The 13,497-nt window shown below is 57.4% G+C and carries 9 protein-coding genes and 2 pseudogenes; 8 read left to right on the top strand and 3 right to left on the bottom strand.

Features of this window, described 5'->3' with window-relative positions; all coding sequences use genetic code 11:
- Positions 1-85: 85 nt before the first annotated feature.
- Both ACMWKA_RS24970 and ACMWKA_RS24975 read right to left on the bottom strand, forming a co-directional pair.
- Positions 86-601 (bottom strand): annotated as a pseudogene (locus ACMWKA_RS24970) (GNAT family N-acetyltransferase); the annotation flags it as partial.
- 120 nt (positions 602-721) lie between these two features.
- Positions 722-2,998: a hybrid sensor histidine kinase/response regulator gene (locus ACMWKA_RS24975; RefSeq protein WP_013095097.1), complete on the bottom strand. Its 2,277-nt coding sequence runs from the start codon at positions 2,996-2,998 to the stop codon at positions 722-724.
- A gap of 181 nt (positions 2,999-3,179) precedes the next feature.
- Here ACMWKA_RS24975 and ACMWKA_RS24980 point away from each other — a divergent pair, with 181 nt between their 5' ends.
- The 7 genes from ACMWKA_RS24980 to lpxO all read left to right on the top strand — a co-directional run bounded on the left by ACMWKA_RS24980 (position 3,180) and on the right by lpxO (position 10,361).
- Complete coding sequence (locus ACMWKA_RS24980; RefSeq protein WP_214453349.1) at positions 3,180-4,700, top strand: sugar ABC transporter ATP-binding protein; 1,521 nt, start codon at positions 3,180-3,182, stop codon at positions 4,698-4,700.
- Positions 4,697-5,692: an ABC transporter permease subunit gene (locus tag ACMWKA_RS24985; protein ID WP_013095095.1), complete on the top strand. Its 996-nt coding sequence runs from the start codon at positions 4,697-4,699 to the stop codon at positions 5,690-5,692. Before ACMWKA_RS24980 ends, ACMWKA_RS24985 begins: the two co-directional genes overlap by 4 nt.
- A 28-nt stretch (positions 5,693-5,720) precedes the next feature.
- Positions 5,721-6,662, top strand: coding sequence for an ABC transporter substrate-binding protein (locus ACMWKA_RS24990; RefSeq protein WP_013095094.1), 942 nt, complete (start codon positions 5,721-5,723; stop codon positions 6,660-6,662).
- A gap of 83 nt (positions 6,663-6,745) precedes the next feature.
- On the top strand, positions 6,746-7,432 hold the full coding sequence (locus tag ACMWKA_RS24995) for a D-lyxose/D-mannose family sugar isomerase (RefSeq protein WP_013095092.1): 687 nt from the start codon (positions 6,746-6,748) through the stop codon (positions 7,430-7,432).
- Between the two features lie 10 nt (positions 7,433-7,442).
- Entirely contained in the window at positions 7,443-8,303 is an 861-nt protein-coding gene (locus tag ACMWKA_RS25000) for a ketose 1,6-bisphosphate aldolase (RefSeq protein WP_047351896.1), read from the top strand.
- A complete protein-coding gene (locus tag ACMWKA_RS25005; RefSeq protein WP_047351897.1) occupies positions 8,303-9,310 on the top strand; it encodes a carbohydrate kinase family protein in 1,008 nt (335 codons plus the stop codon). The genes ACMWKA_RS25000 and ACMWKA_RS25005 overlap by 1 nt, the downstream gene beginning before the upstream one ends.
- A gap of 142 nt (positions 9,311-9,452) precedes the next feature.
- Positions 9,453-10,361 carry a lipid A hydroxylase LpxO gene (lpxO, locus tag ACMWKA_RS25010; protein WP_023622256.1) on the top strand — a complete coding sequence of 303 codons (909 nt, stop codon included), beginning with the start codon at positions 9,453-9,455 and terminating at the stop codon, positions 10,359-10,361.
- Between the two features lie 4 nt (positions 10,362-10,365).
- On the opposite strand, the gene ACMWKA_RS25015 is transcribed toward lpxO, so the two are convergent.
- A complete protein-coding gene (locus tag ACMWKA_RS25015; RefSeq protein WP_013095088.1) occupies positions 10,366-11,097 on the bottom strand; it encodes a response regulator in 732 nt (243 codons plus the stop codon).
- 252 nt (positions 11,098-11,349) lie between these two features.
- Here ACMWKA_RS25015 and fdhF point away from each other — a divergent pair.
- A pseudogene (gene fdhF / locus ACMWKA_RS25020) lies at positions 11,350-13,413 on the top strand (formate dehydrogenase subunit alpha); the annotation flags it as partial.
- Positions 13,414-13,497 lie beyond the last annotated feature (84 nt).

A 13,497-nucleotide genomic window follows, 5' to 3' on the forward strand; every position in this document is an offset into this window, starting at 1 on the left:
CAATCATTCGGACTCCAACGACTAGTCTAAAAACTAGTATTAAGACTATCACTAACTTAAGTGATACCAACTGTCTGGAGATTCAGGGGGCCAGTCTACCGTCATATATCACCTTGCTGCCATCATAAGGCCAGAATGCTCCCTGCTCTGTGTCGAGTACAAAAACAGCGATTTGGTCGGATTCACGGGCTATTTTCTGCCAGAGCATCTTTCCACCCTCATATTGCTCGAAGTCGCTGATTAAGGTCACGCCGCAATGTAAGACCAACGCTTCATAGAGACGAGTCGCCAGCCCTTTGTCTCGTTCGGCAGGATCGACGCAAATGCCTTCTACCTGGACAACGCGAGTATCTTCCCAGCATCGTTCGACTGCGATAATGTCCTTTCCCAGATGGGCTTTATGCTGTAAATCCAGAGCAGCAACAACCCGATGCCGGGGAACGCCATCAAAGGTTTCGATATCTGCTTCAATAATTGCAGCCCGGGGCGTCTGGCTATCATAAATGACATGTAACACCCGACCGGAGAGTTCAAATTCATCTACGAGCGTAAATGACCTGGCAACCGTATTCGGGCTGTACGTTGTAGGCATCACGATCATTTGTGAGTCCCCTCTTGTGAGTACCGGCATAATTCCCTTTATATCTTAATCCGCTAAATTTTGCGCAGATTAGCATCGCCGACTTTACTCAGGCTCTTGATGAAATCCTAAATTCGCTGTTTAAGCGCTGATTTTCCGCAGCGCCTGCGCCAGCTGTACGCGGGTAAACGGTTTGCGCAGTAGCGCTACATCCGGCAGTTGTGGATTGTGCGTCGGACGTAAATCCTGACCGCTGATCAACAACACCGGCAGTTGCGGGTAGTGGCTGCGCACGTGGTTAATCACCTCCGCCCCGCTCAGGCTGCCCGGCAGCATCAGATCACTGATAAACATGCCGATATCCGGCGAGGCCGCCAGCATGTTCAGTGCCTGCTCACCGCTTTCCGCTTCAAGGGTCAGGTAGCCAAGCTGATGCAGTTGCTCGCACAGGGTCTGACGAACATCGGCCTCATCTTCCAGGACCAGCACCAGCCGTTCGTTTTCAGCGGATGCGGTGGCAGAGTGCGTTTCATCTTCAGGGACGACGGGCAGCGTTGAGCGCGGCAGATGGAGCCGCACGGTGGTGCCTTGTCCCGGCGCGCTTTCAATTTCGACGCGGCCGCCGGACTGACGCACAAAACCGTACACCATCGACAGCCCTAACCCACTGCCACTGCCGGTCTGCTTGGTGGTGAAGAACGGCTCGAACACCCGGGATTTGACCTCCTGCGTCATACCGCTGCCGCGGTCGATCACCTCCAGCGCCACCATATCCTGCCTGCGCCCGTCACTGCGGGTGACGCGCTGATTCCACGTGCGGATCTTAATCACGCCCGTCTGCCCCTCCATCGCGTCGCGGGCGTTCATCACCAGGTTGATAATGGCGTTTTCGAGCTGGCCAACGTCAATCCACGCCGGCCAGGCCGGGGATTGAGCCTCTATCTCCAGGCTCAGGGTGGCGGGCAAGGAGTGGCGCATCAGCTCTCTGAGATTCTCCAGCAGCGGTTTCATCTCTACCGCATGCGGAGTCAGGGATTGCTTGCGGGAAAAAGCCAGCAGACGCTGGGTCAGCAACGCACCGCGCTCGGCGGCATTGAGCGCGCGGGCGATACGTGGGGCATCACTGGAGTCGGGATCGGTCAGCTCCAGGCTACCGATTATCACCGCCAGCAGGTTGTTGAAATCATGTGCCAGCCCGCCCGTCAGTTGACCAACGGCCTTCATCTTCTGGCTGTGCAGCAGCGCCTCCTCCAGTCCCTGACGCTCGATGCGGTCGATCTCCATCTGGGAGGTTTTCTCTTTCAGCAGACGGGTGGTGTGCTCCAGCGAGGCGGTATTGCGGGCAAAGACGTTAAACGCGCGAGCCAGCTCTCCCAGCTCATCACGCCGCTGCAGCGCGGGCACCGAAACGTCCTGCTCGCCATGGGCAAGACGCGACATCGCCCGGGAGATCGCCGTCAGGTTGGAGCCCAGATTGCGGTAGATATACCAGCAGGCGCAACCGGTGATGATCAGCGCCAGTACGGCGAATATGCTGATAAACACGCTGATGGACCGCAGCTCCTGATGACTCTGAGCCGTACGCAGCCGGGAAGCCTCCGCCACCTGCTCAACGTACTGATTGATATCGCTGTTTAATATCGCCACCAGCGCCTTGATGTGGAACATATACCAGCTTATCGCCAGGTCGCTCTCTTCAAGCTGCTTTGACAGCGGGGCAAGCCTGCGTAGCTCGTCGTTGAAATCGGGCAGAACAAGATTCACCACGGGCTGCGTCGCGCGCTGGGGCAACGTTGCGGTAACGGCGTCCAGCTGCTGTAGGGTGGCGCGCGGTGAGGGGGTATCGATGGCGGCGAGAATCAGCCTGTCCATTTCCGCAAGCTGCTGCGCATCCGGGATGTTGCTGCCAAACCGACGGTTAATATCCTGCAGATGGCGTAAATAGCTCTGGCTTTGATACAGCGAGCTAAGCAGCGCGTTACGCTGCAGATGGCGCCGCTGTCCGCGCTCCAGCATGCCCGTCACGCTTTGCTGTAACTCATTACTGCGACGAATAATGCGCGCCACCAGCCCCGGCTCCTGCTGCGCTAAGGGCGCATCTGCGAGCTGTTCCAGCGAGTGCCGCAGCGCCATTTGGGTCTGCTTCAGCCTCTCGGCCTCTCCTTTGTATTCCAGCGCCCCCACCACCTGCGAAAGCCGTACCGCCGCGGTTGCCACGCTGGCGGTATCGCGGGCGAGATTCATGCTGCCGGTCATGTCATCCAGCGTCTGCTGTTGTACCTGTTCCTGGATCTGGCTGGCATGCCGAAAACCCAGCACCGCCACACCACTGACCATCAGCGTCACCGCCACCACCAACAGATTAAAGATCAGCAGACGACCGCGGGCACTGGCGAAGAACGGCGAGCGTGATGGCATGGGATTGGGCTCCTCTGCAAATGGGTGCCCTCACCCTGGCCCTCTCCCACAGGCAGAGGGAAAAGAGAAATGTGACGGCGATTAGCTATTCATAACTATGACAAATATGAACGGCTTCTGACATTTTGCATTTACGCACCTGTGATGAAGTGCAGATATCAACCTTCATAGGAGATCCGCCATGAGCAGAACCCCGGTACTGGAGATGCGCAGCATTGCCAAAACGTTTGGCAACTTCCACGCGCTCAAGGGTGTGGATTTGACGGTCTTTCCCGGTGAGATCCACGCGCTGATGGGTGAAAACGGCGCGGGAAAAAGCACGCTGATGAAGATCCTCGCGGGCGCCTACACCGCGACCAGAGGCGAGATCCTGATTGACGGTCAGCCGTATCACATTAAAGGCCCGAAGGATGCGCTGGCCGCAGGCATTACCCTGATCTATCAGGAGATGCAACTCGCCCCCAACCTGACGGTTGCGGAAAACATCTTTCTTGGCAGCGAACTCTCGCGCGGAGGACTGGTGCAGCGTAAAGAGATGGCCGCCCAGGCTCAGGCGGTCATCGACCGTCTGGGTGCAAACTTCAACGCCACCGACCTGGTGATGAAGCTGACTATCGCTGAACAACAGCAGGTGGAAATCGCCCGCGCGCTGCACCGTAACAGCCGCATTCTGGTGATGGATGAACCCACTGCCGCCCTCTCCTCGCGTGAAACCCATCGTCTGTTTGAGCTGATCCTGCGCCTGCGGGATGAAGGGATGGCGATCATCTATATCAGCCACCGCATGGCGGAAGTGTACGAACTCTCTGACCGGGTCAGCGTCCTGCGTGACGGGCAATACGTTGGTAGCCTGACGCGCGACAAACTGAACGCGTCTGAGCTGGTGAAAATGATGGTGGGTCGCCCCTTAAGCGATCTGTTCAACAAAGAGCGCGATATTCCGCTCGGCAGCCCGCGTCTTAACGTGCATCACCTCACCGACGGTAAAAAAGTCCAACCCTGCAGCCTGCAGGTGCGCTCAGGGGAAATCGTCGGCCTGGCGGGGCTGGTCGGTGCCGGTCGCTCCGAGCTGGCACAGCTCATCTTTGGCGTACGTAAAGCCACGGGCGGAATGATTGAAGTGGACGGCGAGCCGGTGGTGATCCACTCCCCGCGCGCGGCCATTGAAAACGGGATCGGTTTTCTTACCGAGAACCGCAAGGAGCAGGGGCTGTTCCTGGAGCTGGCGGCGCAGGAGAACATCACCATGGCGACGCTGGAGCGCGACGCCACCTTCGGCATGCTTAACCGCAAAAAAGCGCAGTCCATTTCTGACGATGCCATCGCCCTGCTGAATATCCGCGTGCCTCACGCACAGGTCCGCGCGGGCGGTCTGTCAGGCGGTAATCAGCAGAAATTGCTGATCTCCCGCTGGGTGGCGATTGGTCCGCGTATTCTGATCCTCGACGAACCGACGCGCGGTGTCGATGTCGGCGCAAAAAGCGAAATCTACCGCATCATGAACCAGATGGCGCGCAAGGGCGTGGCGATTTTGATGATCTCCAGCGAACTGCCGGAAGTGGTGGGCATGAGCGACCGCGTCTATGTCATGCGTGAAGGCAGCATCGCCGGGGAGCTCCACGGACACGACATCTCTCAGGAAAACATCATGACGCTGGCAACCGGCGTGAACGACTCACATCATCAGGCGGTGCAACTATGACAACTCCAACCCATCCGCAGCAGGTGGCAAAATCTGCCTCCGCCAAAAAAATGCTGATGAGCGATCTGATGCAAACGGTCGGCATTTTGCCCATTCTCATCCTGATCGTGGCGGTTTTTGGCTTTATCGCCCCTAACTTCTTTACCGAAAGCAACCTGCTCAACATTACCCGACAGGCGTCGATCAACATCGTGCTGGCGGCAGGGATGACCTTCATCATCCTGACCGGGGGGATTGACCTCTCCGTCGGGTCTATTCTGGGTACCACGGCTGTCGCCGCGATGGTGGTGTCGTTAATACCGGAATTCGCCGGGCTCTCTATTCCCGCCGCGCTGATGCTCGGACTGGTGCTGGGGCTGTTCAACGGCGCGCTGGTGGCCTTTGCCGGACTACCGCCGTTTATTGTCACCCTCGGCACCTACACGGCTCTGCGGGGCGCAGCGTACCTGTTGGCCGATGGCACGACGGTGATTAACTCGAACATCAATTTTGAGTGGATAGGCAATAACTATCTTGGCCCCGTGCCGTGGCTGGTGGTGATTGCCCTGGCGGTGATTGTGGTGTGCTGGTTTATCCTGCGTCGCACTACGCTTGGCGTTCACATCTATGCGGTAGGCGGCAACATGCAGGCGGCACGCTTAACGGGCATCAAAGTCTGGCTGGTGTTGCTGTTTGTGTATGGCATGAGCGGCCTGCTCTCCGGGTTAGGCGGTGTGATGAGCGCGTCGCGCCTCTACAGCGCCAACGGAAACCTGGGCATGGGTTACGAGCTGGATGCGATTGCGGCGGTGATCCTCGGCGGCACCAGCTTCGTTGGCGGGATCGGCACGATCACCGGCACGCTGGTGGGGGCGCTGATTATCGCCACTCTCAACAACGGCATGACGCTGATGGGCGTCTCCTACTTCTGGCAACTGGTGATCAAAGGGGCGGTGATCATCATTGCGGTGCTGATCGACAAATACCGTACCCGACACCATCAAAGTGCTTAACAACAATACCCTACGTGAGGAAGAGAGCATGAGATTGAAGCCCTTAGTGACCGCGCTCTGTGCTGGCGCGCTGCTTGCCGCAACACCGTTTGCGCAGGCGAAAGATCTGAAGTCCATCGGCGTAACGGTGGGTGACCTGGCCAACCCGTTCTTCGTGCAGATCACCAAAGGTGCCGAGCTGGAGGCGCGCAAGCTGGCGGGGGATAACGTCAAAGTGACGCTGGTCTCCAGCGGGTACGATCTGGGCCAGCAGGTGGCGCAGATCGACAACTTTATTGCCGCCAAAGTGGACATGATCATCCTCAACGCCGCAGATTCTAAAGGGATCGGCCCGGCGGTGAAACGCGCGAAAGAGGCCGGGATCGTGGTGGTCGCGGTTGACGTGGCGGCAGAAGGTGCAGACGCGACGATCACCTCCGATAACACCCAGGCGGGCGAAATGGCCTGTAAGTACATCACCGACCGCCTGAACGGCAAAGGCAATGTGGTGATCATCAACGGACCGCCGGTCTCTGCCGTCCAGAACCGTGTGGAAGGTTGCCAGACAGAGTTCAAAAAACACCCGGATATCAAAGTGCTCTCCGATAACCAGAACGCCAAGGGCAGCCGCGAAGGGGGCCTGGAAGTCATGACCTCGCTGCTGGCGGCCAATCCGAAGATCGATGGCGTCTTCGCGATTAACGATCCGACCGCGATCGGTGCCGATCTGGCGGCGAAGCAAGCGCAACGCAACGAGTTCTTTATCGTTGGTGTGGACGGTAGCCCGGACGGCGAAGAAGCCCTGAAGCGGGAAAACTCCCTGTTTGTGGCGACGCCGGCACAAGATCCGCAGGTCATGGCGGCAAAAGCGGTTGAGATCGGCTATGACATTCTACAGGGCAAACCGGCACCGAAAGAGCCTGTGCTGATCCCGGTGACGATGATCGATAAAAAGAACGTCGGCACGTATAAGGGGTGGACGGTTAAGTAACAATTGCGCGGCCCGATGCCCTCACCCTAACCCTCTCCCACAGGGAGAGGGGACTGGGCCGACAAAAAACACAAGGAGTCCCCATGAAACGCTCCGAAATCAACGAAATCCTCGGCCACACGCGGCAGTTTTTCTCCATGCACGACGTGCATCTCCCCCCTTTTGCCAGCTTCCCACCCACAAAATGGCAACAGCTCGATCAGGCCGCCTGGCAGGAAGTGTTTGACCTTAAGCTCGGTTGGGACGTAACGGCCTTTGGCGGCAGCAGCTTTGCCGCGCAGGGGCTCACGCTGTTTACCCTGCGCAACGGCTCACCAAACGGCACGCCGTATGAAAAATGCTACGCCGAAAAAATCATGCACGTACGCGACGGTCAGCTCACGCCCATGCATTTTCACTGGCGCAAACGGGAGGACATCATCAACCGCGGCGGTGGAAATCTCATTATTGAGTTATGGAATGCCGGTGCACATGCAGAGACCGAAAACACTGACGTCACCGTCACGATAGACGGTTGCCAGCAGACCCACGCCCCCGGCAGCCAGCTGCGCCTTACACCAGGGGAGAGCATCTGTCTGACGCCCGGCCTGTACCACAGTTTCTGGGGTGAACGCGGTTTTGGCGACGTGCTGGTGGGCGAAGTGTCATCGGTCAATGACGATGAACACGACAACCACTTTTTGCAGCCCGTTGCCCGCTATAACAACATCGAAGAAGACGAACCGGCGGTGCTGGTACTGTGCAACGAGTACAACCTGTTTCGGATATAAGGGGTAAATGATGCCATTGATTTCTCTTGCCGACGGTCTTGCGCACGCCAGGCAACATCGCTACGCGCTGGGCGCGTTCAACGTTCTCGACACCCACTTCCTGCGCGCCCTGTTTGCCGCGGCGAAGCAGGAGCGCTCGCCTTTTATCATCAACATCGCCGAAGTGCATTTTAAATACGTGTCGCTGGAGTCGCTTGTCGAAGCGGTTAAGTACGAAGCCGCCCGCCACGCGATCCCCGTGGTACTCAACCTCGACCACGGCCTGCACTTTGACGCCGTGGTGCGCGCCCTGCGCTTAGGGTTCAGCTCCGTGATGTTCGATGGCTCGACACTGAGCTACGAGGAGAATATTCGTCAGACGCGTGAAGTGGTGAAGATGTGTCACGCGGTGGGCGTGTCGGTGGAGGCAGAGTTAGGTGCCGTCGGTGGCGATGAAGGCGGGGCGCTCTACGGCCATGCGGATGAAGCGTACTTTACCGACCCGCAGCTGGCACGGGAATTTGTCGATTCAACCGGCATTGACGCGCTGGCCGTCGCCATTGGCAACGCACACGGCAAATACAAGGGCGAGCCAAAGCTCGATTTCCCCCGTCTGGACGCCATTCGCCAGCAGACCGGGCTGCCACTGGTGCTGCACGGCGGCTCCGGGATCAGCGATGCTGATTTTCGTCGCGCCATAGAACTTGGTATTCATAAAATCAACTTCTATACCGGCATGTCCCAGGCCGCGCTTTCCGCCGTTGAGCAGCGTATGGCCCACCGCCAGCCGCTGTACGATGAGTTTGCCGAGCTGCTGCTGGGCATAGAAGAGGCGATTACCGATACGGTCGCCGAACAGATGCGCATCTTTGGCAGCGCGGGGCAGGCATAATGGAACGCAAAGGGATCATCGCCGCGGGCAATATGCTGGTGGATCACGTTCACCAGATCGTGCAATGGCCGGAACGCGGCTGGCTGGCAGAAATTACCCACAGCGAGCGTTCCACCGGCGGCGCGCCGCTCAACGTCCTGCTGACGCTGGCGAAAATGCACGTCGGCCTGCCGCTGCAGGCGGTGGGGCTGATTGGCGAAGACAGCGACGGGGACTACATTCTGGCAATGCTCGACCAGTATCACGTCAATCGGCAGCGCGTACAGCGCACCACCTTTGCGCCAACCTCCATGTCGCAGGTGATGACCGACCCCAGCGGACAGCGCACCTTTTTCCACTCTCCCGGGGCCAACCGCCTGCTGGATCTCCCCGCGTTTGACCGTCTCGACGGCACAATGAAAATCTTCCACCTCGGCTACCTGCTGCTGCTCGACAGTCTGGATATGCCAGATGACGAATACGGCACCCGTAGCGCACGGCTGCTGGCGCAGATGCGCGAACAGGGGTATGAAACCTCGCTTGATCTGGTCTCCCGCAAGGGCGATCCGCGCTATCAGCCGCTGGTCCTCCCTGCCCTGCGTCATCTCGATTATCTGGTCATTAACGAACTGGAAGCCGGAGAATTTAGCGGCCTTGAGATGCGCGACGGCAACGACGCACCGCACGTTGCCCACATCGCTGAAGCCGCCGCGCAGCTGCTGGCGGCAGGCGTCCGGCAACGGGTGGTGATCCACTGCCCGGAAGGTGCCTGGGGAGAAGCCGCAAACGAAGAAGGACGCTGGATCCCCTCATGGAGGCTGACTCAGGAGGAGATTATTGGCAGCGTCGGCGCGGGCGACGCCTTTTGTGCCGGTTTCTTATATGGCTGTCATGAATCACTGCCGCTGGCAGAGAGTATTTACCTGGCGCATGCCTGCGCCCGGGCAAGCCTGCTGGCCGCGAATGCCATTGATGGAGCAAAAACGCTGGAGGAATTGACGCGCTTTATTCAGGAGAGCAGCGCCTAAATTAACAAAAATTGCGATTTTTGATTACAGTTCTATGAATTTTGCATAGCCGAACTACACTCTCTGCGTCTGGCACATTCGGCGTGGGCAACATATTGCCCACACGCTTTTCCGAAATGAGAGATACAGAGGACAAGGAAAAATGTTCGCAGCAATTATCATCGCTATATTTATTATCAGTGTTATTTATGCGCATTCGCGCGGCAAAGAAAAACAGACGCTTTCCCGTCAACTTTTCGACCACTCCACCTTTATGGCGCCTATCAATATGTTTATGACGGCGTTCTCTTCGCTGCCCGCCAGACAGCCCTTTTTTGAAACCGAGCGCTTTCCGGAATTAAACAAACTGACGGAAAACTGGGAGGTCATTCGCGAAGAGGCGCTGCGTTTGCAGGATCATATTAAGGCGGCACAAAATCATAACGATGCCGGTTTTAACACCTTCTTTAAACGCGGCTGGAAACGGTTTTACCTCAAATGGTATGCCGATGCGCATCCCTCGGCTCAGACCCTGTGCCCCGTTACGACACAACTGGTGAGTGAGATCCCATCCGTGAAAGCGGCAATGTTTGCCGAACTCCCGGCGGGCGCGAAGCTCGGCAAGCATCGCGATCCTTACGCCGGCTCGGTTCGTTACCATTTAGGCCTGGTCACGCCAAATGACGATCGCTGCTTTATAGAGGTTGACCAGCAGCGCCACAGCTGGCGTGACGGTGAGGCTGTCATCTTTGATGAAACTTACGTGCACTGGGCGGAGAATAAATCGGATCACACGCGGATTATTCTCTTCTGCGATATCGAACGTCCGATGAAATGGCGCTGGGCGCAGGCGGTTAACCACTGGGTCGGGACAACGCTGATGTCAGCGGCCAGCTCCCCCAATGACGATAACGACCGCACCGGGGGAATTAACCGTATCTTCAAATATGTGCACGCCGGGCGAGAACGCGGTCAGCGTCTGAAAAAGCGCAATCGGAAGCTCTATTACGCACTGAAGTACCTGGTCATCACGGCGATTTTCGCCGCGCTTATTGTCGCTGCCATAACGTAAGCACTTATGCCGCCCGATCGGGATGACAGACATCGGCGGCAAAGACGTAGCCCAGCCCGCGGATCGTTTTGATTAATGCGGGCTGGTGCGGATTGGCTTCGATTTTCCGGCGCAGGCGCATGATCAACACGTCGATGGTGCGGTCAAACACATCGGCACTTTCGCTGTGGGTCAGCTCAAGCAGCTGCTCGCGGCTCAGTACCCGGCGGGCATTCTGGGTAAGCGCCAGCAGCAGGCCGTATTCACCCTGGGTCAACGGTACGGGGTTACGCTGCGGATCGATCAGTTCGCAGCGGGTGGTATCCAGCGTCCAGCCATTAAAAGCAATGCCCGCCACTCGTGGCGCGGGCGTGTCGGCCGCCAGCGCTCCGGTACGCCTGAGCACGGCTTTAACCCGGGCGACCACCACACGCGGATTAAACGGTTTGCCAATGTAGTCGTCGGCACCCATCTCCAGCCCTACCACCACGTCAGACTCACTCCCCAGCCCGGTAAGCATCACTACCGGCAGATCCGGGCGTTGCTTTTGCAACTGCAGCAGGACCTGCAGGCCGTTGATATCCGGCAGCATCATGTCCAGCAGGACCAGGGCAATTCCCGGTTCCTGATGAACCCGGTTCAGTGCGTCCTGTCCGTTATGGCAGACGAGCACCGTAAAGACGTGCTCGCTGAGCACATCCTGCAGCAGCTCGCACACTGCCGTATCGTCATCAACCACCAGAATCGCCGGTTTCATCGCATGCTTCCGTCAGGGGATTATGTTAAGTCTGAACTATTCTGCCGTCGGCTCCAGCCAAATGGATTTTTACGTGACGGAATTACAACCCATGTCACATCCGCTGCCTTTTCGACACGTCAATTTTGACGATTGCCTGCTTTTCGTCAGGGTTTTGCCAGGAAAACACCCGTAAAGTCGAGTGATACCCACACTAAAAACATGGCATAAAAGCTGCATTATGGCTGCGAAATGATTAACTGGAGCAGACTGATGAAAAAAGTCGTCACGGTTTGCCCTTATTGTGCCTCAGGTTGCAAGATCCACCTGGTGGTCGATAACGGCAAAATCGTCCGGGCGGAGGCCGCACAGGGGAAAACCAACCAGGGCACGCTGTGCCTGAAAGGGTACTACGGCTGGGATTTTATTAACGATACCCAAATTCTCACCCCGCGCCTGAAAACCCCCATGATCCGCCGTGAACGCGGTGGCAAGTTGGAAGCCGTCTCGTGGAACGAGGCGCTGGACTACGTCGCCACCCGCCTGAGCGCCATTAAGGCTAAATATGGCCCGGATGCGATCCAGACCACCGGGTCATCACGCGGGACGGGTAACGAAACCAACTATGTAATGCAAAAATTCGCGCGCGCCGTTATTGGAACCAATAACGTCGACTGCTGCGCTCGCGTCTGACACGGCCCATCGGTTGCAGGTCTGCACCAGTCGGTCGGAAACGGCGCAATGAGTAATGCAATTAACGAGATAGACAACACCGATCTCGTCTTTATCTTCGGCTATAACCCGGCGGATTCTCACCCGATTGTCGCGAACCACGTTATTCGCGCCAAACAGAACGGGGCGAAAATCATCGTCTGCGATCCGCGCAAAATCGAAACGGCTCGTATTGCAGATATGCACATCGCGTTGAAAAACGGCTCGAACATCGCGCTGTTGAACGCCATGGGGCACGTCATTATTGAGGAGAACCTCTACGACCAGGCGTTCGTCGCCACCCGTACGGAAGGTTTTGAAGAGTATCGGAAAATTATCGAAGGCTATACGCCAGAATCTGTCGAAGCGATCACCGGCGTCAGCGCGCAGGAGATCCGTCAGGCAGCAAGGATGTACGCCGGAGCGAAAACCGCCGCCATTCTGTGGGGCATGGGCGTGACCCAGTTCTATCAGGGCGTGGAAACCGTGCGTTCCCTGACCAGCCTCGCCATGCTGACCGGCAACCTTGGCAAGGCACACGTCGGGGTGAACCCGGTACGCGGTCAGAACAACGTGCAGGGTGCCTGCGATATGGGTGCGCTGCCGGACACCTATCCGGGCTATCAGTACGTGAAGTTCCCGGAAAACCGCGCGAAGTTTGCCAAAGCGTGGGGCGTGGAAAGTTTGCCAGAGCACACCGGGTATCGCATCAGCGAGCTGCCGCACCGGGCGGCACATGGTGAAGTGCGGGCGGCTTACATCATGGGCGAAGATCCTCTCCAGACCGACGCCGAGCTCTCTGCAGTGCGTAAAGGGTTTGAGGATCTGGAGCTGGTGATTGTTCAGGACATCTTTATGACCAAAACCGCGGCAGCGGCGGATGTGATTTTACCGTCAACGTCCTGGGGCGAGCATGAAGGGGTTTACACGGCGGCAGACCGTGGCTTCCAGCGCTTCTTTAAAGCGGTGGAGCCGAAGTGGGATCTGAAAACCGACTGGCAAATCATCAGCGAAATTGCCACCCGCATGGGTTATCCGATGCACTACAACAACACTCAGGAGATCTGGGACGAGTTGCGGCATCTGTGTCCGGACTTCTACGGTGCAACCTATGAAAAAATGGGTGAACTGGGGTATATCCAGTGGCCGTGCCGGGATGAGTCTGAGGCCGACCAGGGCACGTCGTATCTCTTTAAAGAGAAATTCGACACCCCAAATGGGCTGGCACAGTTCTTCACCTGCGACTGGGTTGCCCCCATTGATAAACTCACTGATGAGTATCCAATGGTGCTTTCCACCGTGCGTGAAGTGGGCCACTACTCCTGTCGTTCGATGACCGGCAACTGCGCGGCGCTGGCAGCGCTGGCGGATGAGCCAGGTTATGCACAGATCAACACCGCCGACGCTGAACGTCTTGGCATTGAAGACGAAGCGCTGGTATGGGTGAACTCGCGTAAAGGCAGGATCATTACCCGTGCGCAGGTCAGCGATCGTCCCAACAAAGGGGCGGTGTACATGACCTACCAGTGGTGGATTGGCGCCTGTAACGAACTGGTGACGGAGAACTTAAGCCCGATAACCAAAACGCCGGAGTATAAGTACTGCGCCGTATGTACTGCACCCATTTTGTTGGACGATGAAATGGAATAGTCCCTGATATGTCAAAGCCAAAATACCCCTTCGAAAAGCGCCTTGAAGTCGTGAATCACT

The sequence above is a fragment of the Enterobacter sp. 03-F-07-AD-ECC genome (assembly GCF_047530935.1).
Lineage (GTDB): Bacteria > Pseudomonadota > Gammaproteobacteria > Enterobacterales > Enterobacteriaceae > Enterobacter > Enterobacter cloacae.